This window comes from Streptomyces inhibens (assembly GCF_022221585.1).
GTDB lineage: Bacteria > Actinomycetota > Actinomycetes > Streptomycetales > Streptomycetaceae > Streptomyces > Streptomyces inhibens.
Genome location: NZ_CP084681.1, coordinates 1475266 through 1498830 on the forward strand (window position 1 = coordinate 1475266; position 23565 = coordinate 1498830).

20 protein-coding genes and 3 pseudogenes are annotated in these 23565 nt (G+C 68.9%); 12 read left to right on the plus strand and 11 right to left on the minus strand.

Annotation, left to right across the window (positions count from 1 at the left end; genetic code table 11):
• Nucleotides 1-188 precede the first annotated feature (188 nt).
• The 6 genes and pseudogenes from KI385_RS06945 to KI385_RS06975 all read left to right on the plus strand — a co-directional run bounded on the left by KI385_RS06945 (nt 189) and on the right by KI385_RS06975 (nt 5406).
• Entirely contained in the window at nt 189-566 is a 378-nt protein-coding gene (locus KI385_RS06945; RefSeq protein ID WP_238571336.1) for a transposase, read from the plus strand.
• Entirely contained in the window at nt 503-1027 is a 525-nt protein-coding gene (locus KI385_RS06950) for a hypothetical protein (RefSeq protein WP_238571337.1), read from the plus strand. Before KI385_RS06945 ends, KI385_RS06950 begins: the two co-directional genes overlap by 64 nt.
• The gene (locus KI385_RS06955) at nt 969-1796 is read left to right on the plus strand and encodes a transposase (protein WP_238571338.1); all 828 of its coding nucleotides are present in this window, start codon (nt 969-971) and stop codon (nt 1794-1796) included. Before KI385_RS06950 ends, KI385_RS06955 begins: the two co-directional genes overlap by 59 nt.
• Nucleotides 1797-1879: 83 nt before the next feature.
• Nucleotides 1880-2763 (plus strand): annotated as a pseudogene (locus KI385_RS44545) (IS5 family transposase).
• 173 nt (nt 2764-2936) lie between these two features.
• Nucleotides 2937-4028, plus strand: a complete 1092-nt coding sequence (locus KI385_RS06970; protein ID WP_238571340.1) for an IS110 family RNA-guided transposase — start codon at nt 2937-2939, stop codon at nt 4026-4028.
• Nucleotides 4029-4219: 191 nt separating this feature from the next.
• A pseudogene (locus tag KI385_RS06975) lies at nt 4220-5406 on the plus strand (IS701 family transposase).
• Between the two features lie 637 nt (nt 5407-6043).
• Here KI385_RS06975 and KI385_RS06980 read toward each other — a convergent pair.
• A complete protein-coding gene (locus tag KI385_RS06980; protein ID WP_238571341.1) occupies nt 6044-7243 on the minus strand; it encodes a tyrosinase family protein in 1200 nt (399 codons plus the stop codon).
• Between the two features lie 100 nt (nt 7244-7343).
• On the opposite strand from KI385_RS06980, the gene KI385_RS44550 reads away from it, so the two are divergent.
• The 4 genes from KI385_RS44550 to KI385_RS07000 all read left to right on the plus strand — a co-directional run bounded on the left by KI385_RS44550 (nt 7344) and on the right by KI385_RS07000 (nt 11415).
• The gene (locus KI385_RS44550; RefSeq protein ID WP_425356878.1) at nt 7344-7973 is read left to right on the plus strand and encodes an IS630 family transposase; all 630 of its coding nucleotides are present in this window, start codon (nt 7344-7346) and stop codon (nt 7971-7973) included.
• A complete protein-coding gene (locus KI385_RS06990; RefSeq protein ID WP_238571342.1) occupies nt 7903-9597 on the plus strand; it encodes an ISAzo13 family transposase in 1695 nt (564 codons plus the stop codon). Before KI385_RS44550 ends, KI385_RS06990 begins: the two co-directional genes overlap by 71 nt.
• A 99-nt stretch (nt 9598-9696) precedes the next feature.
• Nucleotides 9697-10962, plus strand: a complete 1266-nt coding sequence (locus KI385_RS06995; RefSeq protein WP_238571343.1) for an IS701 family transposase — start codon at nt 9697-9699, stop codon at nt 10960-10962.
• A gap of 18 nt (nt 10963-10980) precedes the next feature.
• Nucleotides 10981-11415 (plus strand): hypothetical protein, encoded by a 435-nt coding sequence (locus tag KI385_RS07000; protein ID WP_238571344.1) that lies wholly within the window; start codon nt 10981-10983, stop codon nt 11413-11415.
• A 709-nt stretch (nt 11416-12124) separates the two neighbouring features.
• On the opposite strand, the pseudogene KI385_RS44555 reads toward KI385_RS07000, so the two are convergent.
• Nucleotides 12125-12229, minus strand: a pseudogene (locus tag KI385_RS44555) (HipA family kinase); the annotation flags it as partial.
• A gap of 263 nt (nt 12230-12492) precedes the next feature.
• Here KI385_RS44555 and KI385_RS07005 point away from each other — a divergent pair.
• Both KI385_RS07005 and KI385_RS07010 read left to right on the plus strand, forming a co-directional pair.
• The gene (locus KI385_RS07005; protein WP_238571345.1) at nt 12493-14679 is read left to right on the plus strand and encodes a S9 family peptidase; all 2187 of its coding nucleotides are present in this window, start codon (nt 12493-12495) and stop codon (nt 14677-14679) included.
• Between the two features lie 174 nt (nt 14680-14853).
• Complete coding sequence (locus tag KI385_RS07010; protein WP_238577594.1) at nt 14854-15393, plus strand: Rieske (2Fe-2S) protein; 540 nt, start codon at nt 14854-14856, stop codon at nt 15391-15393.
• A 403-nt stretch (nt 15394-15796) separates the two neighbouring features.
• On the opposite strand, the gene KI385_RS07015 is transcribed toward KI385_RS07010, so the two are convergent.
• From KI385_RS07015 to KI385_RS07055, 9 genes are all read right to left on the minus strand, one after another.
• A complete protein-coding gene (locus KI385_RS07015) occupies nt 15797-16150 on the minus strand; it encodes a hypothetical protein (protein ID WP_238571346.1) in 354 nt (117 codons plus the stop codon).
• A gap of 67 nt (nt 16151-16217) precedes the next feature.
• Entirely contained in the window at nt 16218-16529 is a 312-nt protein-coding gene (locus KI385_RS07020; protein WP_238571347.1) for an L-rhamnose mutarotase, read from the minus strand.
• A gap of 59 nt (nt 16530-16588) precedes the next feature.
• Nucleotides 16589-17218, minus strand: coding sequence for a LutC/YkgG family protein (locus tag KI385_RS07025; RefSeq protein WP_238571348.1), 630 nt, complete (start codon nt 17216-17218; stop codon nt 16589-16591).
• Complete coding sequence (locus KI385_RS07030) at nt 17215-18669, minus strand: lactate utilization protein B (RefSeq protein ID WP_238571349.1); 1455 nt, start codon at nt 18667-18669, stop codon at nt 17215-17217. Before KI385_RS07030 ends, KI385_RS07025 begins: the two co-directional genes overlap by 4 nt.
• On the minus strand, nt 18666-19406 hold the full coding sequence (locus tag KI385_RS07035; protein WP_238571351.1) for a (Fe-S)-binding protein: 741 nt from the start codon (nt 19404-19406) through the stop codon (nt 18666-18668). The genes KI385_RS07030 and KI385_RS07035 overlap by 4 nt, the downstream gene beginning before the upstream one ends.
• A gap of 2 nt (nt 19407-19408) precedes the next feature.
• On the minus strand, nt 19409-20443 hold the full coding sequence (locus tag KI385_RS07040) for an aldo/keto reductase (RefSeq protein ID WP_238571352.1): 1035 nt from the start codon (nt 20441-20443) through the stop codon (nt 19409-19411).
• A gap of 6 nt (nt 20444-20449) precedes the next feature.
• Nucleotides 20450-21235, minus strand: coding sequence for an SDR family NAD(P)-dependent oxidoreductase (locus KI385_RS07045; RefSeq protein WP_238571354.1), 786 nt, complete (start codon nt 21233-21235; stop codon nt 20450-20452).
• Nucleotides 21232-22575 carry an enolase C-terminal domain-like protein gene (locus KI385_RS07050; protein WP_238577595.1) on the minus strand — a complete coding sequence of 448 codons (1344 nt, stop codon included), beginning with the start codon at nt 22573-22575 and terminating at the stop codon, nt 21232-21234. The genes KI385_RS07045 and KI385_RS07050 overlap by 4 nt, the downstream gene beginning before the upstream one ends.
• A gap of 77 nt (nt 22576-22652) precedes the next feature.
• Nucleotides 22653-23504, minus strand: coding sequence for a fumarylacetoacetate hydrolase family protein (locus KI385_RS07055; protein WP_238571355.1), 852 nt, complete (start codon nt 23502-23504; stop codon nt 22653-22655).
• Between the last annotated feature and the right edge of the window lie 61 nt (nt 23505-23565).

Consider the following 23565-nt stretch of genomic DNA (forward strand, 5'->3'; position numbering starts at 1 on the left):
TCTCTCGGGGATCTTGGGGTTTCTCCATGCGGCAGCATGATCAACGGGCATGCTCGGGGCTGTTCTGTAGATCGATGTAGTTGCCGAGGTGTCCGTTGTCCCTCCGTCCCCGTTCCGGTGAGCAGATCCCGTCTCTGACTGCGCAGGTCGCGCGGGCGAGTAATCCGGGCGGTACGACGGCGATGTGGGTGAGAGACCACCTCGACGGGCTGTGGTGTGACGAGGACTTTGCCGACTGGTACCCCCGTGACGGGCGTCCCGGCCTCTCGCCCGCCCAGCTGGCCTCCGTCTGCGTGCTGCAGTTTCTGCTCGGCCTGTCGGACCGTCAGGCCGCCGAGGCAGTGCGCTGCCGCATCGACTTCAAATACGCCATGGCCCTGGAGCTGGACGATCCCGGCTTCCACCACAGTGTGCTGGCCGACTTCCGCGAGCGTCTCACCGAGGCGATCGCGCCGACCGTCTGCTCGACCTCGCACTGGCCCGCCTCAAGGACGCCGGGCTGGTGCGCGAACGCACCACCCAACGTGCCGACTCCACCCATGTGCTGGCCGCGGTGCGCGACCTGACCCGACTGGAGCTGATCACCGAGGCGGTGCGGGCCGCCCTGGAAGAGACCGCCGGCACCGCTCCGCACCTGCTGGTTGGCCTGGTGGACGAGGAGTGGGGACGCCGCTACGGACGCCCGGTCCGCCTGGACAAGAATCCCACCCGGCCCAAGACCAGGATCAACACCACCGGCGAGGACGCCGTCCGGCTGTTGGAGCATCTGCGCGAGCACGGGGCAGGCCGCGCGTTCGGTCCGCGCCTCCAGGCCCTGCGGCAGATCCTCGTGCAGAACTACTACCGCGACGCGGCGGGCCGCCTGCGCTGGCGCACCGCCGACGACGGCGGACTGCCGCCTTCGTCCCTGGCGATCGTCTCCCCCTACGACCCGACGGTCCGCTATGCCCGTCGGGGCAGACCACCCGATGGAAGGGGTTCGTCGCCCACCTCACCGAGACCTGCACTCCCGACGGGACAAACGTGATCACGGATGTGGCCACCACCCCGGCCACCACGAACGACGCCCAGGCCCTGCCCGGCATCCACACCCGCCTGGCCCGCCGCCGTCTGTTGCCCTGCGAGCACCTCGTCGATGGCGGCTACACCTCCCTGGTCCACCTGGAACAGGCAGCCCGGAAACACCAGGTCACGGTCTCCGGACCGCTGCCGGGCAACCCCACCCGCCAGCACCGCCAGAACGAAGGCTTCGGCCGGGACGACTTCCACATCGACTTCCACATCGACTTCGACCGCCGACAGGTGACCTGCCCCAACGGCCAGGTCAGCAGGGGCTGGCGCAGCCCCTACCCGACGTCCTCACCCACTGCGGCCCCACTGATCGTGGCGCGGTTCACCAAGGGCCAGTGCCAGCCCTGCCCAGTCCGCACCCAGTGCACCAGCTCCAGCGAGAGCGCCCGGAACGTGGGCTTCCCCCGCGTGAACTCCGCGACCTGCAAGTCCGCGCCGAACAGCAGACACCCGACTGGCGAACCCGCTACGCAGTCCGCTCCGGAGTGGAAGGCACCGTCAACGAGTTCGCCCACGGACACGGCATGCGCCGCTGCCGCTACCGAGGACAGCCGAAGGCCCACCTGCAGCACGTGCTCACGGCCATCGCTGTCAACATCGAGCGCCTCAGCGATGTGTCGCCGGCCGGAGAAGCATCCCCGCCCCGGCCACCAACTGCCTTCCAAGACTTCCTGGACCAGCACGGGATCCCTCGGCCGAAGTCCTGGCGGACCGCCAGCGACTGACCTCGACAACTACAAGATCCCCGACAGAGTCAAGCTAGGGCGTGTATCGAAAGTGGATCTTGGCCATGAGGTGATCTTGATTCGTGGCACGTGGAGATCTGACAGACGAGCAATGGGCCGTGATGGAGCCGCTGTTGCCGAAGGGCAAGAAGCCGGGTCGGCCGCCGATATGGACCCGGCGGCAGCTGATCGACGGCATACGTTTCCGGGTCCGCACCGGCATCCCATGGCGGGATGTGCCTGCCGAGTACGGGCCGTGGGGCCGGGCGTACGACCTGTTCCGCCGCTGGCAGCGGGACGGCACCTGGCATCGCGTCTTCACCCAACTCCAGGCCCGGGCCGATGCGAAGGAACTGATCACCTGGGACCTCAACATCGACTCCACCGTCTGCCGGGCCCACCAACACGCCGCCGGAGCGAGGAAAAGGGGGAGCTGCAGAAGGAGCCGCCCGGCGGCGTCGCCACCGAGCCCGACGACCACGGCCTCGGGCGCTCGCGCGGCGGCCTGACCACCAAGCTGCACCTGGCCGTCGAGCAGCGACAGAAGCCCATGTCCATCGTGATCACCGCAGGGCAGCGCGGAGACTCCCCGCAGTTCGAGGTGGTCCTGGGCCGCATCAGGGTGCCCCGACCGGGGCCGGGCCGACCGCGCACCCGTCCCAAGCGAGTGCGCGCCGACAAAGCGTACGCCTCCCGTAAGAACCGCGCCTACCTGCGCAGACGTGGCATCCGCTGCACCATCCCGGACAAGGCCGACCAAGCCCGCAACCGTAAGAAGCGTGGCTCGCGCGGTGGCCGTCCGCCGAAGTTCGACCCGGCGGACTACAAGGCTCGGCACGCGGTCGAGTGCGGCATCAATCGCCTCAAAAGACACCGCGCCGTGGACACGAGGTACGACTGTGAGGATGTGGGGGTGCCGCCTTGGGCGGTGGTCTGGCCCGAGGTACGACTGGCTCTGATGCCCTGAGTTTGATCTGCCGACCGCGGCCTGAGGCGGTGCATGCTGCCGCCGGACCGGTGGGCGTGTCCCGATAGGGCCCTCGCGACAGGCACCGTCACAGTCCTGACCGCCGCACCTGGCCCGACGTCGGCAACGCCGGTGTTCCCGAGGCGATCAGGAGACAGACCACCGTGTCCAGCATGACCCAGCACACCCCATCGCGTCACCACGCGGCCGACTCATCTGAGGAAGTCGTCCTGGGCATAGACACCCACAAGGACGTCCACGTGGCCGCGGTGATCACCACCACAGGAGTCCTTCTGGACACACGCGGCTTCCCGACAACCCGAGAGGGCTATCGTCAACTTCTCTCGTGGGCACGTGCTTTCGGGCAATTACGGCGGGCCGGAGTGGAGTGCACTGGTTCCTACGGAGCCGCACTGACACGCTTCCTGAACAGCGAGGGCATCGCGGTCACCGAGGTCAACCAGCCGGACAAGGCCATCCGGCGCCGCCGTGGCAAGACCGACGCGATCGACGCTGCGGCCGCTGCACAGGCAGTGCTCTCTGGCCGGGCCACCGCTACGGCCAAGACCACCGATGGCCCGGTGGAGACGATTCGGCTGTTCAAGATGGCCAAGACATCTGCGGTCAAGTCGCGCTCGCAGGCGATCAACCAGCTAAAGGCCGTCCTGGTCGCCGCCGAGCCGGCCCTGCGCGAGTCACTGGCCGGCCTGAGCAATCCCAAGCTCATCCGCCAGTGTTCGGAACTGAATGCCGCGCAGGACACCAGCCCCGAGGCGGCTACGCGCCGCACGCTCCGGCTCTTGGCCCGGCGGGTCATGCATCTCACCGAGGAGATCGCCGATCTCACGGCCCGGATCACCACCGCGATCGACGCTTGTGCACCCAAGCTGTTGAACGTCTACGGAGTCGGACCGGACACTGCCGCAGCGCTGTTGACGGCTGTCGGCGACAACCCCGGCCGGCTGGGCAGCGAAGCGTCCTTTGCCGCCCTCTGCGGCGTCAGTCCTGTTGAGGCGTCCTCAGGCAAGACCCAGCGCCGCAGGCTCAACCGCGGCGGTGACCGCCAGGCCAACTCCGCGCTCTACACCATCGTGCCGGCCCGCCTACGCTGGGACACCCGTACCCGCAGCTACGTGGAACGACGCATCACCGAGGGCAAGACACGTCGCGAAGCCATCCGTTGCCTCAAACGCTACGTCGCCCGGGAGATCTACCAGACCATCACCCCCGCCAGAAGCAACACACCAGCAGCAGCGGTCAGTTGACATCCATAGGGGCATCAAACTCGCGGTCCGCTACGAGGCGACCGTCCTCATAGCGGCCATCAATGAGTGGCTGTGACCAGCACATTCGATACACGCCCTAGTAGGGCTTGGTCAGGTCGGTGCTGGTGGTGCGTGTCCTGTGGGTTCAGTGTGTCGTTGAAGGTGTGTGACTCCGGAAGAAATTTGCCTCTGTGCGTGGCGAGTTGGAGGACCTCGCGGTAGATGTCTTCGAGCCGTTCGCGCGTGATGATCAGCGTCGGTGGGGGCAGGTCTACCTGCGGGGACTGCTGACCGACGGGCAGCGCAAGTCGGTCGAGCCGATGGCTGCCCGACTGGGTGAGGACGGGAACCGGCAGGCCCTGGCCCATTTCGTGACGACCAGCCCGTGGGATCCGGCGCATGTGCGGGCCCGGCTGGCGTGGAAGATGGAAGCGGCGATCCGGCCGAGGGCGCTGATCTTCGATGACACCGGGTTTTTGAAGGACGGGAACGCCTCGGCGTGTGTGTCGCGGCAGTACACCGGCACCGCGGGCAAGGTCACCAACTGCCAGGTGGGTGTCTCGCTGCACCTGGCCTCCGACCACGCCTCGGCGGCGGTCGACTGGCGGCTGTTCCTGCCCGAGACCTGGGCGCCCGGGTCCGCGAAGGCCGACCCGCATAAGGTCACCCGACGCACCGCTTGCCAGATCCCCGACGATATCGGGCATGTGGAGAAGTGGCAGCTCGCACTCGACATGCTTGATGAGACCCGCTCGTGGGGGATCGAGGTGCCTCTGGCCATCGCGGACGCCGGATACGGCGATGCGGCGGCGTTCCGCCTCGGCCTGCAGGCCCGCGGCCTCAACTACGTCGTGGGCATCTCCACCACGTTGTCGGCTCAGCCCGGCGAAGCCGTGCCGGTGACTGAGGCATACAGCGGGAACGGACGTCCGCCGGCGGCAAAGTACCCGGACAAGCCGCGTGGCTTCAAGCGGATGTATTCGCGGTTTGTGGTCTTGCGGATTCGTCCTGCCGGACGCGAGATCCGGCAGGCGGTCGAGGGGCCGCAGCTGCCGGAGTGCTGGCTGCTGGCTGCTGGCTGCTGGCTGCTGGCTGCTGGCTGCTGGCCGAGTGGCCCGCCACCGAACCGGAACCGGTCCAGTTCTGGCTGTCCGACCTGCCCGCCGACACTCCACTGACCACGCTGGTCCGGCTCGCCAAGCTCCGGTGGCGCATCGAGCACGATTACGGGGAGATGAAACAGGCCCTGGGTCTGGCCCATTTCGAGGGCCGGACCTGGACCGGCTGGCACCACCATGTCACCCTCGTCTCCGTCGCCCACGCCTTCTGCACCCTGCAACGGCTGGCCAGAGCCCCAAAAGGAACGGCGCTGGCCTGAGCCTCTACCAAGTCGTCCGCGAGCTGCAGCTACTGCTCGCAGCCTGGACCGGCGCCTGCCCCACCTGCCACCGCGACATACCAGCACTCGGTCTCCAACCCACCACATGATCCGAGCCTAGAACGCTCCCTGGCACCAACGCCGTGAAGTTTGCGGCTGGGTGGGGTTGGCGAGTGGCTGCGGGCGTGAGGATGTGGATGCTGGTGGTGGCCTTGTAGCTGGTTCGGTCGATGCGGGGGCCTCGGGCTTGATACTTCGAGATGGCGGGTTTGACGATGCGGGGTCTGACCCGCAGCCGCCGTGCTCTCGTCTACCTCCGTGCGGTGGTGACCGCGCTCGGCCCGCATGCCGGATCTACCAGCGGATTCACGTGGCCTGAGCGATACGTGACCAGTCCCGAGGTCGCCATCTGCATCGGCCTGAGCGGTACGCACGTGTTCGAGGTCGTCACCTGGCCCGTCGCCCTCGCGCTCCCGGGCACACCGGCACCCATGTCTTCCGCCGCGACGGGACATGCTTGGCGCCCGCCGCCGCATGGGCATGTACTTCGGCGTAGGCCCCGGCTGAGGGACCCCTGGCTGGCGCGGTCACGGCGTTCACCCAGTCGGCGCGTGGGGGTGGGCGGCGCCTGCGCGCCTCACGTGTAGCGGTAGCCGAGGGCCCGGATGTCCTGCACGCTCCGGATGGTCTTGAACCTCGTGTAGGGCGCGAGTACGTCGAACCGGTCGTCGAGGTTCTGGGGGCGTGGTCCGCCGGTGACGGGTCGGTAGGCGTGTGGGTGGTGTTGTTGCCACATGTTCCAGACGCGGTCGACGTTCGAGTGCAAGAGCCAGAAGAGGGGGTCGTTGGGTGCGGTCGCGGGGACGATGGTGCCGTAGACGGCTCCGTGCAGTCCGAACTGCGCAGCCAGGTAGCCCTCGCCGTACACCTTCACCGCGCTGCTGGGCACGAAGATGCCGCCGACATAGAAATGCACGCGGTTGTGGTTGACGATCGCGACCTTGGACACGTCACTGCCCACAGTCGGCTGCATGATGTCGTCCACGCACTCCCCGTGCCCCCCGAAGCCGACCCAGCCTTCCCAGTACTGCCGGAAGCTCTGCTCGGGATCGGACGACAGGTCCCACGGCGCGACGTCGTAGACCGGCCGCAAGAGGGCGGCCCGCATGTCGGCCGCCGTCGGCAGGGTGGGGGCGATCGACGCCGTTCCCGGCGCCCGGACCAGGTACCTGAACTGTCCCGGGTCGTCCGACGGCGGTCCGTGGAGGGTCACTTCCCATGCTCCGCGGCGGAACGGCCCCGAGAGCACCGCGTAGTCGTCCTCGGGGGCGCCGTAGGGGCCCATGAAGTCGTCGGCCAGGACCGCCGCGGTCGACGATGGGTCGGTCCAGTCCCAGTAAGGGACGGCGATCGGTCCGCCGGCCGCGTGGGCCAGTGCGGTTTCGAAGCACAGTAGGAGGGCCCGGTGCCAGGGGAGGAACACTGGTGACATGTGGCCGTAGAAGCCGCAGCGATGGACCTGCAGGTGCCAGCTGGTGAGTTCGTCGTAGTAGCTCAGGTTGCGAGAGTAGGGCGAGGGCATGCGCTTCAGCCGGTGGATGGCCTCGACGTATTCGTACTTCTCCCGGCGGGTGAGGTCCTTGACGTCCTTGCGCACCAGGACGCGGCGGGCCGGGCCGGTTGTCGCACCGGCCCGGGCGGGGGTGGCGGTGACGGCCAGTGCGCCGGCCGCGAGAGCGGCGCCCGTCGAGGATCGCAGGAACTGCCGTCGGGATGTGTCCGCGGTGGCGGTGCGGTTGTCGGGCCCGTTGCCGGTCCGCCGCGTGTGTGAGCCCATCGTCCTGCTCCGATCTCCGGGTCTTGTGCGCGGGGGTGCGTGCCGTGGGCGAGTGGCGCAGGGCCGTGTCGCCGGGCACTCCACACAGGCACAGAGTGTAATGGATGAGTACTTTGTGTTACGGCGCCTCGCCGTGGTTCTGGAGGTGCGCCAGGCACGGTCCAGTGGCGGCTGCGGGATCTGCCCTCCTGAGTCGGGGTCTACCCGCTCCGGGCCGCCTGTCTGTTCCCGGAAGTGGGGTACCCCGGTGTATGGCGCAAGCTCGATCAGCGCGAAGGGCCGGATGCACTTCATGGTGTTCACCGAGACCTTCGACGCGAAAGTCATGTGCCGCTTCCTCGACCGGCTCATCGGCCACTTCGACCGCAAGATCCACCTCGTGGTGGACGGTCACTCCGCACACCGCTCCCGCGCGGTCCGCACATGGCTGGCCGACCACGCCGACAGGATCGAGCTGCACTTCCTACCCTCGTACTCGCCCGAACTGAACCCCGACGAACTCGTCAACGCCGACCTCAAACGCAGCCTGCCCATGAGCAGCAGGGCCCGCAACCAGGCCCAACTCGCAGCCGAGACCCGCAGGTTCTACCAACGCCGTTCAGTTAGGGCTTGCAGACAATTAACCCGTAGCTTCGCGTTCTGTGGTTCATTGGTGTGCTATGGGTGCCCTGGAAGGACAACAGGCCGCGCTGGCAGCCAAGTTCGAGGCGGTCCTGCCACATCTGGATGAGCGGCAGAGGCGTCTGCTGATGGGCGCGGAGGCTCGGTCGATCGGCCATGGTGGGATCAGGCTGGTTGCCCGTGCTGCCGGTGTCCGGGAGGCCACAGTGTCGCTTGGAGTGGGCGAACTCGACTCTGGTGAGGCCCCGTTGGGGCGGGTGCGCCGGGCGGGTGGCGGCCGTAAGCGGACCGTCGATCTGGACCCGGGACTGCGTCCGGCGCTATTGGCCCTGGTCGAGCCGGACATGCGGGGCGCCCCAATGTCGCCCCTGCGCTGGACGACGAAGTCCACCCGCCATCTGGCCAGCGAACTCACCCGCCGAGGCCACCGGATATCCGCCGACACCGTTGCCGATGTACTGCGCGAGGAAGACTTCAGCCTCCAGGGCAACGCCAAGACCGTCGAAGGCAAACAACACCCGGACCGGGACGGCCAGTTCCGCTACATCAACGAGCAGGCCAAGGTCCACCAGGCCGCCGGCGACCCGGTGATCAGCATCGATACGAAGAAGAAGGAAATCGTGGGGCCGTACAGGAACGGCGGCCGCGAGTGGCGGCCCGCAGGCGATCCCGAGCGGGTCAGCACCCATGACTTCCCCGACAAGGAGCTCGGGAAAGCCGTGCCCTACGGAATCTACGACCTGGCCGCGAACACCGGCTGGGTCAGTGTCGGTACCGACCACGACACCGCGGCCTTCGCGGTGGAATCCATCCGCCGCTGGTGGGAGGGGTGCGGTCGGCACGAGTACCCGCAGGCCACACGGCTGCTGGTCACCGCGGACGCCGGTGGCTCCAACGGCTACCGCACCCGTGCCTGGAAGACCGAACTTGCCGCGCTGGCCCTGGAGACAGGCCTGAACATCACCGTGTGTCACTTCCCGCCTGGAACTTCGAAGTGGAATCGGATCGAGCACCGGCTGTTCTCGCACATCACCATGAACTGGCGCGGCAGGCCCCTGACCAGCCATGACGTCATCGTTCAGTCCATCGCCGCGACCACCACCCGCACCGGATTGAGCGTCCACGCCGAACTCGACACCACCGCCTACGAGACCGGCATCCGCATCGGCGACCGGCAGATGGACGCCCTGCCCCTGAGCCGCCACGACTGGCACGGCGACTGGAACTACACCGTCCGCCCCGAGCCACACTGCCGGGACGGGATCCCTCCCATCCCGCCCCAGGATCTGCCCGGTCCCGGTCGCGCCTGGCTGGTACATCCAGACTTGACCGGTCTGCCGCACGACCAGTGGGACCAGCTGATCACCCAGTTGAGAGCCGCCCGAGAGCTCCAGCGGGAAGAAGCCCTGCACCAACGACGCGGCGGCGACCGGCAGAAAGTCCCCGCAACCGGCCTCTACACCGGCCGCCGCCCCGGCCTCACCCTCGTCGACCGACTCCTGGCCACCATCCTCTACCAGCGACTCGGGCTCCCCCAGGTCGCCATCGCCCCGCTCTTCACCGTGACACCCGTGACCCTCAACCGGGCCATCAGCCAAACCCGCCGACTCCTCCACGACATCGGGCACACCATCGAACCCGCCGAGACGCAGCTGACCACCCTCGACGACCTCACCGACCACGCCGCACACCTCGGCATCCCCACACCAGAGATCAAGTCAGCGAGTTATTGATCTGCAAGCCCTAACTGAACGGCGTTGCTCCTAGTAGGGCTTGGTCAGGTTGATGGTCGTGGTGCGTGTCCTCTGGGTGTGGTGTGGAGTTGTGGTGGCATGACACCGGATGAAATAGCGGAGGTACGTGGTGAGTTGGATGGCTTCGCGGCTGAGGTCTTCGAGCCGTTCGCGCGTAACGATCAGCGTCGGTGGGGGCAGGTCTACCTGCGGGGACTGCTGACCGACGGGCAGCGCAAGTCGGTCGAGCCGATGGCTGCCCGACTGGGTGAGGACGGGAACCGGCAGGCCCTGGCCCATTTCGTGACGACCAGCCCGTGGGATCCGGCGCATGTGCGGGCCCGGCTGGCGTGGAAGATGGAAGCGGCGATCCGGCCGAGGGCGCTGATCTTCGATGACACCGGGTTTTTGAAGGACGGGAACGCCTCGGCGTGTGTGTCGCGGCAGTACACCGGCACCGCGGGCAAGGTCACCAACTGCCAGGTGGGTGTCTCGCTGCACCTGGCCTCCGACCACGCCTCGGCGGCGGTCGACTGGCGGCTGTTCCTGCCCGAGACCTGGGCGCCCGGGTCCGCGAAGGCCGACCCGGACAAGGTCGCCCGCCGCACCGCTTGCCAGATTCCCGAGGACGTCGGGCATGTGGAGAAGTGGCAGCTCGCTCTGGACATGATCGATGAAACCCGCTCCTGGGGGATCGAGGTGCCTCTGGCCATCGCGGACGCGGGATACGGCGACGCGGCGGCCTTCCGGCTCGGCCTGCAGTCCCGCGGCCTCAACTACGTCGTCGGAATCTCCACCACGCTGTCGGCCCAGCCCGGCGAGGCCGTCCCGGTGACCGAGCCTTACACCGGCACCGGACGGCCGCCGGTGGCGAAGTACCCGGGCAAGCCGCAATCGGTGAAACAACTGGTCATCGAGGCGGGCCGGAAGGCCGCCAGGCCCGTGCAATGGCGGGAGGGCTCCCGCCCCGGCAAGAGCAAGAGCGGCTTGAAGCGGATGTACTCGCGGTTCACCGCCCAGCGGATCCGGCCCGCAGGACGCGAGATCGCCCGCGCCACCGACGGCCCCGCGCTGCCCGAGTGCTGGCTCCTGGCCGAGTGGCCCGCCACCGAGAACGAGCCAGTCCAGTTCTGGCTCTCCGACCTGCCCGCCGACACACCGCTCACCACGCTGGTCCGACTGGCCAAACTCCGCTGGCGCATCGAACACGACTACCGCGAAATGAAACAAGCCCTCGGCCTGGCCCACTTCGAAGGCCGCACCTGGAACGGCTGGCACCACCACGTCACCCTCGTCTCCGTCGCCCACGCCTTCTGCACCCTGCAACGACTGGCCAGAGCCCCAAAAGACACGGCGCCAGCCTGAGCCTCTACCAAGTCGTCCGTGAACTGCAGCTCCTACTCGCAACCTGGACCGGCGCCTGCCCCACCTGCCACCGCGACATACCCGCAACAACACCAACCTGACCAAGCCCTACTAGCTGCCGCTCGGCAGGCAGCACTGATCAACAGCCCGGCGCAGCGCCTCGCCCAGCAGGTTGTCGAGAAACTGAAGCTGATCGACTCCCCCACCCAACGTCTCGCCCAGAAGATGGCTGCCGACCATCTGAAGCTGATCGATAGCTCCTTGCAACGCGTCGCCCGGCAGATGGCGGTCTCCATGCCGAAGCTGGACATCGCCGCTGACTTGCACCAGCCGAGACGGCGTGATGAGGCGCTTGACGACGATGTCGATCAATCAGACCCTGCCGATGGCCAGGCGGGCAGCACAGCAGAGACAGATGACACATCCGCCGACGACGACAACGCACCAGAGTGAGTGCCCTCCCACCAAGGTGACGGCGGTGCCGCTGCGTCGTTGGATGCCACGCTCTCAATTGAAGCCGAAGAGGCACTGCGCCAAGCCCCGGACGCGCTGACGTGCTTATGCACATTCAGCCGCTCCCAGGCCCTCATGTCCTGCACACCTAATTTCTCCTGCGCCGAGCCTGCGCAGGCGGCGGGTACAGCCGCGAAGGGCAGCGGCACCGACCGCCGTCGAGCCAGCCGATGGTCACCACGCCGCGCTGCTCCTGAACATGCACCGACGGCCTGATGGGAGACACCTTCCAGGCCAGTGCCGACAGCCCTGCCCCGCATTCAGGTAGCTGACACCAAGATCCGGACCATTCACGGACCAACACTCTCCCGACGGCAATCACAGCCGCTATTTCAGCAGCTCAGCACCAGCATGAGCGCTGTACCACCAGCAGACGAAGAACCTGCTGGTGGTCCTCTGCCTGACCCACGGCAGTCACGCAACGTAGCTCACAGCGCCTCAGATGATCTTGCTTCTGACGGTGCCCTCATCCCGCTGCACGTGCCTTCCCCTGGGGAGAATCTGGGGAGTTCAGGCGGCGCTGGGGAGCGCATGGGGAGAATCGGCTGAGTAGAACAGCACGAGCCTGAAAGACGCTGAAAGACCTATCCCCGCAGGTCAGAGGTCCGTATGACCGCATCACCCCAGGTCAGGGCAGCTAGGTAGAGGACTTCATGATATAAGTACCGAGATCGTCGGCCTCGACGATTCCCGGGAGCGATCCGCCCTCACGCAAAGGCGTGACATAGCGCGTCGCAATGACTTCGGTCAACATCCCCACAGGCTACGGCAGCCACTCGCCGCTCGAAATTTCTTTTGTGTCCGGTCCCGTACCGGCACACAGCGTTGCGCGAAAACTCTTCGCGGCAAGGCCTTTCCGATGAAGTGCGCGGCGTGAAGTCTCTGGCCCGAGTCACTGGCCTGAAGTCACTGGCCTGAAGTCGCCGCCGTGGAGTCCCGGCATGTCTGCATTGCATGCGGGGATCACCGCAACCGGGCCGTCGCAGCCCGGACCACACCGTCCTGGAGGACAGCACCATGACCAACTCCGCTGATTTTCCCCGTCAATTCGCGCGCAGCCGGCGTTTCTCCCTAGGGGTGCCGCGGCATTTCACCGTCTCCCCCGACGGCCGCCGTGTGCTCTTCGTCCGTACCGGCTCGGGCACCGATCCCGTGGGCCGGCTCTGGCAGTACGAGGACGGCAGGGAACGGCTGTTGGCCGATCCGGGCCTTCTGGTGGGCGCCGGCGCCGGGGCGGTCCCCGAGGAGGAGCGGCTGCGCCGGGAGCGGGCCCGCGAGCGGTCGGTGGGTGTGGTGTCGTACGCGACCGATGACGCCGCCCACTTGGTGGCGTTCGCGCTGTCGGGTGCCCTGTGGGCGGTGCGTACGGACGGCGGCGTGCCGTTCCCCGTCCCGGCGGCGGGCCCGGTGGTCGATCCCCGCCCCTCCCCCGACGGCCGGCACATCGCGTATGTGAGTCGCCGCTCCTTCCATGTCGTCGACCTGGCCGGTGCCGACGTCCGGCTCGCCCACGCGGAGGGACCGGAGGTCTCCTACGGGCTCGCCGAATACGTGGCGGCCGAGTCCATGAACCGGCTGCGTGGCTACTGGTGGGCACCGGACAGCCGCCACCTCCTGGTGGCGAGGGTCGACACCAGCCCCGTGGAACGGCGTTACCTCGGCGATCCCGCCGACCCGGCGAAGCCGCCGCGGACGATTCCGTATCCGGCGGCCGGCACCGCCAACGCCGAGGTCTCCCTGCACCTGCTCGCTCTGGACGGGGAGCGCATCGCGGTGAACTGGGACCGCGAGGCCTACGAGTACGTCGTCGACGCGGGCTGGGACGCGCACGGCCCGTTCCTCGCCGTGCAGAGCCGCGACCAGCGCATAGTGCGGACCCTCGCGGTCGATCCGGCGACCGGCAGCACCGAGGTGCTGCACGAACGGACCGATCCCGCCTGGGTGGAGCTCGTACCCGGCACCCCGGCCCGTACCGCCTCCGGCGCGCTGGTGCTCCCCGAGGACGACGGCGACACCCGGTATCTGACCATCGGCGGCCGACGGGTCACCCCGGAGGGGCTGCAGCTGGAAGCGGTCCTCGGGGTCGAGGGGGACGGGGTGCTGTTCACGGCGAGCGAGGACCCGTTGGAGACCCATGTGTGGCGCCACCGGCCCGGTCACGGCAACCGCCGGCTGAGCCGGGGCCCGGGACGGTACACGGGCGTGGGGCGGGGCGGCACGGTCGTGGTGGCGGGCCTGACACCTCGGGGTCATGAGGCGGGTGTGGTGCTGGATGCGGAGCCGGACCCGGCGATGGACGGAGGGGCGGACCCGGCGACGGGCGCGGGGAGGGGCACGGCGACGGACGCGGGGACGGGCACGGCGACGGGCGGGGGCACGCCGTACGGGGTCATCACCTCGCTCGCCGAGGAGCCGACGGTCACCCCGCGGCCGGTCCATCTCACGCTCGGCGAACGGAAGTTGCACGGCGCCCTGTATCTGCCGTCGTGGCACAAGGAGGGCACCGGGAAGCTGCCGGTGCTGCTCGACCCCTACGGCGGTCCCGGCATCCAGCTGGTGGGGCGGGTTCGCGAGTGGTTCTCCTGTGTGTCGCAGTGGTTCGCCGAGCAGGGCTTCGCGGTGCTGGTCGTCGACGGGCGCGGGACGCCGGGACGGGGACCTGCCTGGGAGAAGGCCGTGCACGGCGACCAGCTCACGCCGGCGCTGGAGGACCAGGTGGACGCGCTGCGGGCGGCCGGGGCGCACTGCGGCGATCTGGATCTGACGCGGGTGGCGATCCGCGGCTGGTCGTTCGGCGGGTTCCTGGCGGCGGCCGCGGTGCTGCACCGGCCCGATGTCTTCCACGCGGCGGTCGCCGGCGCCCCGCCCACCGACCAGCGGCTGTACGACACCCACTGGAAGGAGCGGTTCCTGGGCCACCCGGACAAGCAGCCGGAGAACTATGTGCGCTCCTCCCTGGTCGGGCACGGCCATCTGCTGAGCCGCCCGCTGCTGCTCGTCCATGGGCTCGCGGACGACAATGTGGCGGCCGCGCACACCCTGCGCTTCTCGGCGGAGCTGCTCGCCGCGGGCAAGCCGCACAGCGTGCTGCCGCTGCCCGGCGCCACGCATCTGCCGGCCGACGACGCGGTCAATGAGCAGCTGCTGCACTTCCAGCGGGACTTCCTGCTGGATGCCTTGGCAGAACGCGCCGCCCGGGGCTGACCGCGCGGTCTTCTCTTCGCCGCAACGATCGCGACCGGTATTGAACGCGCCCGGCCGTCCCTCCGTATGGACCCTGTGCAACGTCCTTGGAGCACCTCACGCACCGAAAGCACCAGGAACCGGAGGCACACCATGGCTCGACAGGCAGCGTCGGAGCGGACGGAGACCGAAGCGATGACGGCGACGGAGGAATCGGGCACAGCGGAGCCGGCGGGGCGCGGGACGGCGCGGCGGACCGTCGTGGCCGCGGTCGGCGCGGCCGGGCTGACGGCGGCGCTCGCGGCCTGCGGCGGCAGCATGGCGGACGCGACCGGCAGCAAGGAGGGAGGTGGCGGTCAGGCCGGCGCCCCGGACGCGAGCGGAGGGGGTGACAACTCCGCCGGTGGGGACGGCAGCGCGGGCGGTGACGGCAGCGCGGGCGGCGGCGGGGCCGCGCTCGCCAAGACCGCGGAGATACCCAAGGGCGGCGGCAAGATCTTCAAGGACGCGAAGGTCGTCGTCACCCAGCCGCAGGACGGCGAGATCAAGGCGTTCTCCGCGGTCTGCACCCACGCGGGCTGCCTCGTCGGCGAGGTCTCCGGCGGCACCATCAACTGCATGTGCCACGGCAGCAAGTTCGACATCACCGATGGCAGCGTGAAGAAGGGCCCCGCCACCAAGGGGCTGGCGCCCGCCAAGGTGAACGTCAAGGGCGGCTCGGTCACCCTCGGCTGACGGCGCGGCCGCCCAGCCGCCCGCCGGGCTGCAACCCCGGCGGGCGGGTGTCACGGGGCGCCGCTCAAGCCGCTGGGGAGAATCTGGGGAGAACCAAGCCCGCTCCCCTTCGAGCTGCCGTCCCCTGTCGCAGACAACACTCAGGACCGGGTCTCGCTACAGCCACGACGCGCGGGAGCGCCGGGAATCACGGAGCGTAAGGAATCCATTGAGTGGTTGCGAGCCCTGCTCACAGACCTCTTGGACGATCTCACCGACACAGACCCCAGCAGCGACCCTCACGAACAACCGGCCGTGGCAGACCGGGTCCTGCGTGAAGCGGCGCATTTGCTCACCGCACCATCGCACGTGGAACGGTGCCGGAAAATGGCTGCCCAGGCGACAGGCGGGAACCACTCGGCGCTCATGGCATCGGCACCGGTGTCCACGGCAGGACAGCCCGCCATTCGCCATCGTCTCGGACCCAACTCTTGATGACCTCGGCCACGAGGTCATGGCCGTACATCTCGAAGGGAGCGGGCACCGTGGCCTGGAAGTGGGAGCCCGGGCCACCCTCGCTGTACTCGATCAGGCAGCTCTTGTCGTCGTTGAGGTGAACCCGGATGAAGTGCTGGCCCGGTGGCTCCGGCATTTCGAGGGGCTCGACGATGAGGACCCTATGGACCAGGTTCATCTCACTCAGCAGGTCGTACAGCTTGTCCTCATCGGGGTCGTCCCAGGTCTCTCCGCTCCAGGTCTTCGCCCGTACGCGGCTCATGCGGTGCCGTCTGTGCGTACGGACAGATCCCGGACATGGTGGTGGGCGTCGGTGGTGGCTATGGGCATCACAGGTCCCAGACGACGGGCAGTCCGGCGCCGACGCCGTCCTCGGAGTAGTCATGGACGACGTCGAGGAGTTCGGCCATGCGTGCCTGCCATGCGATGTTCACCGGCAGTTTCTCCAGTGCGGCGAGCAGTCCGGTGTAGTCCTCGCATTCCAGGACGTGGAAGAGGTCCGTGCCGCTGCGCCAGATCGTCCAGGAGGTGGCGCCGGCGGCACGGATCGCCGCCGTCAGCTCCTCGGGCACTTCGCGGTGGGCTGCCTCGTACTCCTCGACGCGGTCCGCGCGGACCGTGGTGTGCAGGGCGATGCGCATGGGGCGTTGGCTCCTCAGCTTGCGGCTCTCCGGCTGTCGATTGCTCAGCTGTTGTTTCCTCAGTCGTCGATGATGACGATGTCCAGGGTGCGGGGGCCGTGTACACCCTCGACCCGCTCCAGCTCGATGTCACTGGTGGCGGACGGGCCGGAGATGAGTGTCAGCGGGCGGCGGGGGGCGAGGCGGCGCACGGCTTCCGGTACGTCCGGGGCGATCTGGTCGGAGCGTAGGACGCACAGGTGGTAGTCGGGGAGGAGAGTGAGGGCGCGTCGGCCCTGGCCGGGACCCGCGTCGAGGACGATCGTGCCGGTGGTGGCGATGGCCAGAGCGCAGGTGGTGAGCACGCCTTCGGCCGTGTCGAGCTCGCAGACGTCGAGCGGTGGCGTGTCGCTGCGCCGGGTCCAGTCGCCGTCCGGCAGCCAGTCGGCGGGGAAGCCCTCGGGAACGACGAGTGTGCCGGACACGCTCCGGTCGATCAGCGCGGTGCCGATGGCCGCGCGGGGCTCAGTGGTGCGGGTGACGGTGGCCCGGTAGCCGGCGGCGACACCGGCGAACAGGTCGACGAGATCGCCTTCGGCGTGGCTTCGGCGGTAGTCGCGAGGGATGCCCTTGGCGTCGTACGACTCGGCGGCCGGGACGTCCGTCAATGCGGAGCGGATCCGGTCGAGTACGGTCCTGCGGCTGTTCATTCCGGGCTCCTTTCGCGGCGCCACCAAGTACGGAATGTCTCGCCTGGCGGGGCCGGGGTGTCGCGGGTCTCCGACCAGCGGCGGAGCGGGCCCGGGAGGCGGCGCAGCACACCGCGCCGGGCGAGGATCCGGGCGCCGAGCGCGCCCGCCCGCTGGGCCAGGCCGAGTCGGCGCGGGGAGGACAGAGTTGCGGCCGCGGCCTTCATCAGCAGGGCCTCCGGGGTGGGAACCGGCCCTCTCCGCTTGGCGTCGACCACCTGGGCGCGTAGGTGCACGAGCACTTCCGGAATGTCGATCTTCACGGGGCAGGCGTCGTAGCAGGCGCCACAGAGGGTGGAGGCGTAGGGCAGCGAAGCGGCCTGCTCGACACCGACCAGCTGCGGGGTGAGGACGGCACCGATCGGCCCGGGGTAGACGGAGCCGTAGGCGTGGCCGCCCGTACGCTCATACACTGGGCAGACGTTGAGGCAGGCCGAGCAGCGGATGCAGCCAAGGGCCTGGCGGCCGACGGTGTCGCGCAGGGTGGCGGTGCGGCCGTTGTCGAGCAGCACCAGATGGAAGTCCTGCGGGCCGTCGCCCTCGCTGGTGCCGGTCCACATGCTGGTGTACGGATTCATCCGCTCGCCGGTGGACGAGCGGGGCAGCAGCTGGAGGAAGACCTCCAGGTCGGTGAAGGCGGGCAGCACTTTCTCGATGCCCATCACGGTGATCAGCGTCTCGGGGAGGGTGAGACACATCCGACCGTTGCCCTCGGATTCGACGACGGCGACCGTGCCGGTGTCGGCGGCGGCGAAATTGGCGCCGGAGACGGCCACCTTGGTGTGCAGGAACTTCTCCCTCAGGTGCAGGCGCGCCGCCTCGGCGAGGTCGCGGGGTTCGTCGGTGAGGTCGTCGGGGGCGGGTCTGCCCCATTCCCCCATCGCATCGCGGAACACCTCACGGATCTCGGCGCGACCCTTGTGAATGGCAGGGACCAGGATGTGCGAAGGGCGATCGGCGCCGAGCTGCACGATGAGCTCGGCGAGGTCCGTCTCGTAGGCGCTGATCCCTGCTCCGGCGAGGGCTTCGTTGAGGCCGATCTCCTGGGTGGCCATGGACTTGACCTTGATGACCTCGGTCTCACCCGTGGCCTGGACGAGCTCGGTGACGATGCGGTTGGCCTCGGCGGCGTCCGCCGCCCAGTGGACGGTGCCGCCCGCGGCGGTGACCGACTCCTCCAGGCGCAGGAGGTGTGCGTCGAGGTGGCGGAGTGTGGCCTCCTTGATGGCGGCGGCCGTGGTGCGCAGCTCCTCCCAGTCGTCGAGTTCGCGGGAGGCGGCGAGCCGTTTCCCACGGATGGTGCCGGTGGCCTTCCGCAGGTTGGCCCGGAGCCGGGTGTCGGCGACCGCTTCCTTCGCGGCTGCCGGGAAGGCCGGGCTCCCCAGCCAGACCACGTTGTCGGAGGCGCTCATGCCACGTCCCCTTCCGTCGCGGCCAGGATCTCCGCCAGGTGTCGTGCGCCCACGCCGGTGCGCAGCCGGCCGAGGCCGCCGGCAATGTGCATCAGGCAGGAGTTGTCGCCGGCGCAGAGCACCTCGGCGCCGGTGCCCTGCACGGCACGCACCTTGTCGGCGAGCATCGCGTGGGAGACGTCGGGGTTCTTCAGAGCGAACGTGCCGCCGAAGCCGCAGCAGCTGTCCGCCTCGGGCAGCTCGACGAGGTCGATGCCTTTGACGGCGCGCAGGAGTCGGAGGGGACGGTCGCCGACGCGGAGCATGCGCAAGGAGTGGCAGGTGGGGTGGTACGTGACCCGGTGCGGGAAGTAGGCGCCCACATCGGTGACCCCGAGGACGTCCACCAGGAACTCCGACAGTTCGCAGACTTTGAGGGCGACATCCCGGACTCGCGACTGGAGCCGTGCGTCCCCGTACTGGGCGGCCAGCGTGGTGTGGTGTTCCCGGACCATTCCGGCGCACGAGCCGGAGGGGGTGACGATCGCCTCGTAGTCCGCGAAGACCTCGGCGAATCGCCGCACCATGGGGAGTGCCTCGACCCGGTAGCCGGTGTTGAAGTGCATCTGGCCGCAGCAGGTCTGGGCCTGAGGGAAGCGGACCGTGTGGCCGAGCCGCTCCAGGAGCTTGACGACGGCCTTACCGGTCTGCGGGAACATCGTGTCGTTGAAGCACGTGATGAACAGAGCGATGCGCATGGCTACCGCGTCTCCGGCACGGGGACATGGCCCGATATCAGGGTGTCGCCACGCAACCGGTCCCAAACCTCTGCCGGAACCGGCCTGTTCAACGCCTCCACGGAGTCCCGGACCTCCGCTGCGGACCGTCCTCCGGTCAGCACACTCGCCACCGCGGGGTGGCCGAAGGGGAAGTGCAGAGCCGCTGCACGCAGCGGGATCCCGCCGGCTTCGGCGATCTCCCTCATCCGTAGCGCCCGTTGCAGCAACTCCGCCGGCGCAGCGGTGTAGTTGTACGTGGCGTCCGGTCCGGGGTCGGCGAGCAGACCGGAATTGAACACGCCGCCGACGATCACGCTCTTGCCACGGTCCAGGGCGGCGGGCAGCAGCTCGGCGAGCGCGGGCTGTTCGAGGAGGGTGTAGCGGCCGGCGCAGAGCACTGCATCCACATCCGTGTCGGTGAGGAAACGGGTGAGCATCGCGGTCTGGTTCATGCCCGCGCCGATGGCGCGCACCACGCCCTCGGCGCGCAGCCGCTCCAGCTCCGGGTATGCCTCGTGGAAGGCCTGCTCGCCGTGGTCGTCGGGGTCGTGGATCAGGGCGAGGTCCACACGGTCGAGGCCGAGGCGGGTCAGGCTCTCTTCAAGGGAGCGGCGCACGCCGTCGGCGCTGAAGTCCCACACGCGGCGGTGCGTTGCCGGTACGGCGAAGCCGTGTTCCAGGTCGTCGCCACCGCCGTGGTACGGCTCCAGAAGGCGGCCCACCTTGGTGGAGATGACGTACTCCGAACGGGGTTTGGCCCGCAGAACGGCACCGAGGCGCCGCTCGGACAGGCCCAGGCCGTAGTGCGGGGCGGTGTCGAAGTAACGGACCCCCTCCGCCCAGGCCGCCTCGATGGTAGCGACGGCATTCTCTTCACCGACCGGGCGGAAGAGCCCGGCCACTGCCGCGCCGCCGAAACCGAGTGCCGTGACCTCGACGCGGCTGCGGCCGAGGGTGTGCCGTGTCAGGGCGCCGGAGGGCCGTCCTGCGCTGCACCCTCTGTTCTGGTTCGCCATGACCTGTCACTGTCCCTTCGGGCGGAGCCGCAGGCCCTGCATGCCGCCGTCCACGGCCAGGGCGGTCCCGGTCACCGACGCCGCGGCAGGGCCGGCCAAGTAGACAATGGCGGCCGCCACTTCGCCGGCCGTCACCAGACGGCCCATCGGCTGCCGGGCGTCGAGCGCCGCGCGCTCCACGGCCGGGCAGGGAGCCTGCGCCAGGAGACGGCCTATCCAAGGGGTGTCGGCGGTGCCGGGGTTGACGCAGTTCACGCGGATGCCCTCGGCCACGTGGTCGGCGGCCATCGCCAGGGTCAGGGACTGCACCGCTCCCTTGCTCGCGCTGTACAGCGCCCGCTGCGGCAGTCCCGCCGTGGCGGCGATGGAGCAGGTGTTGACAATCGAGGCGTGTGCCGAGTTGCGCAGGTGGGGCAGGGCGGCGCGGCTGGTGCGCACCATGCCGAGGACGTTGATGTCCAGGACGCGCTCCCACTCCGCATCGTCATTGTCTTCTACGGTGCCGATGGCGCCGATCCCGGCGTTGTTCACGAGGATGTCGAGGCCTCCCAGACCGCGGGCGGCCTCCCGCACCGCGGCTCTGACCATGAAGGCGTCGGCGACGTCCATCGTGTAACCGCGCAAGGGCGTCTTCGCGGCATCGGGTTCGAGGTCGAGGACCGCGACGTCGGCTCCTCGGGCGGCCAGGAGCTGGGCCGTGGCAAGGCCGATGCCGGAGCCACCACCGGTGACGATGGCCTTCAGGCCGTGGAGTTCGCCGTCGTGGCCCGGCGTGGCGTGCTGATCACTCATGCTCCTGCCTTCTCCTCCCGAGCGGCGCCGTCCGCCGCCCAGAACGCACCGCCGGGATAGCGGTAGGTGTCAAGGGACTCCTGCCGCATCTGCGCTGAGAAACCAGGGGCGGCCGGGGCGGCGTAGTGACCGTGAACGATGCGGACCGGGTCGACGAAGTGCTCGTGCAGATGGTCGACGTACTCGATGACCCGGTCGTCGGTGGTTCCCGACAGCGCGACGTAGTCGAACATCGACAGGTGCTGGACCAGTTCGCACAGTCCCACACCGCCCGCGTGTGGGCAGACCGGCACTCCGTACTTGGCGGCGAGCAGCAGGATGGCGAGATTCTCGTTGACGCCACCGACGCGGGCGGCGTCAATCTGCAGCACGTCGATGGCGCCGGCCTGCAGCAGCTGTTTGAAGACGATGCGGTTCTGGACGTGTTCGCCGGTGGCCACCTTTATCGGGGCCACGGCCTGCCGTATCGCCGCGTGGCCGAGGATGTCGTCCGGGCTGGTGGGCTCCTCGATCCAGTACGGGTTGAACTCGGCCAGGGCGCGGCTCCATTCGACCGCCTCGTCGACGTTCCACCGCTGGTTGGCGTCGATGGCGATGCGGATGCCGTCGCCGACGGCGGCGCGGGCGGCACGGCAGCGGCGGATGTCGTCCTGTAGGTCTGCGCCGACCTTCAGCTTGATCTGGGTGAAGCCGTCCGTGACGGCCTGTCCGGCAAGCCGGGTGAGCTTCTCATCGGAGTAGCCGAGCCAGCCGGGCGACGTGGTGTAGCCGGGGTAGCCCGTCGCGCACAGGCGCACCGCCCGCTGCGCGGCGCCGTCGCGGCCCCGTTTGAGGAGGGCCAGGGCTTCGTCGGGGGTCAGGGCGTCGGCGATGTAGCGGTAGTCGACCTGGCTGGCCAGCCACTCGGGCTCGGCGTCGGCGAGCAGCTGCCACAGCGGCTTGCCCGCACGTCTGGCGGCCAGGTCCCAGACGGCGTTGACGACGGCGCCGATTGCCATGTGCATCACGCCCTTTTCGGGCCCCAGCCAGCGCAGTTGGCTGTCACCGGACAGGTCGCTGCTCAACGAGCTCGGGTCCGCGCACAGTTCGTCCACCGGGCGCCCGATGACGTGCGACCGCAGCGCCTCGATGGCGCTGACCTGCACGTCGTTGCCTCGACCGATGGTAAAGGTGAAGCCGTGCCCCTCGCGGCCGTCGCCGGCGTCGGTGCGCAGCACGACATAGGCAGCGGAGTAGTCGGGGTCGGGGTTCATCGCGTCGGAGCCGTCGAGCTCGCGCGAGGTCGGAAAGCGGATGTCGTACGTGTCGACGGCGGTGATCCGCGGAACGCCGGCGGTCACAGGTTCGGGGGAGCTGACAGTCACGGGTATTCGGGCCTGATTCACTGGTAGGGCCTCCTTCACTGGCGACACGAGCGTCATGCTGCGGCGAAGGTCTGGCGCTGGCCACCGAGGCCGTCGATCGACAGCTCCACGGTGTCGCCGGGGCGCAGATAGGGCTGTCCGGGCAGGCCGAGCGCGACGCCGGCCGGGGTGCCGGTGTTGATGACGTCGCCGGGCTCCAGGACCATGTACTGGCTCAAGTAATGGACGAGACAGGCCACTTGAAAGATCATGTCCTTGGTGTGGCCGTCCTGGCGGACCAGCCCGTTCACAGTGAGGTGCAGAGCGAGGGACTGCGGATCGCCCACCTCGTCGGGGGTGACCAGCCACGGCCCGAGCGGGTTGAAGGTCTCGCAGGACTTGCCGAGGTCCCACTGCGGGGAGAAGTCCAGCTGGAACTCCCGCTCGGACACATCGTGGCTGACCGCGTATCCGGCGATGCAGCCGAGGGCTTCTTCTTCGCTGTCCAAGTAGCGGGCGCGGGTGCCGATGACGACCGCGAGCTCGACCTCCCAGTCGGTCCTGGTCGAGTGGCGCGGGATGAGCACCACGTCATGCGGGCCGACGACCGTGCCCGGATCCTTCATGAACACCACGGGCCGCTGTGGGACAGCGGCACCGGTCTCTGCCGCGTGGTCACGGTAGTTGAGGCCGATGCAGACGACCTTGCCGGGGCGGGCGACAGGGGCTCCGGTGCGCAGGCCGCGGGCGTCGAGCTCGGGCAGAGCCCCAGCTTCCACGGCTGCCCGGGCACGCTCCAGGCCGCCGGAGGCGAGGAAGCCGCCGTCGATGTCGGTGGTCAGGCCGGAGAGGTCGAGGAACCGGCCGCCGCCGTCGAGGACGGCGGGCCGTTCCCGGCCCCGGTCGCCGAGGCGCAGCAGTTTCAATGGAGTTCTCCTTGCGGCGTGCGGAGGGGAGGCTCCGCAGGGCTGGATGGCAGGAACTTCA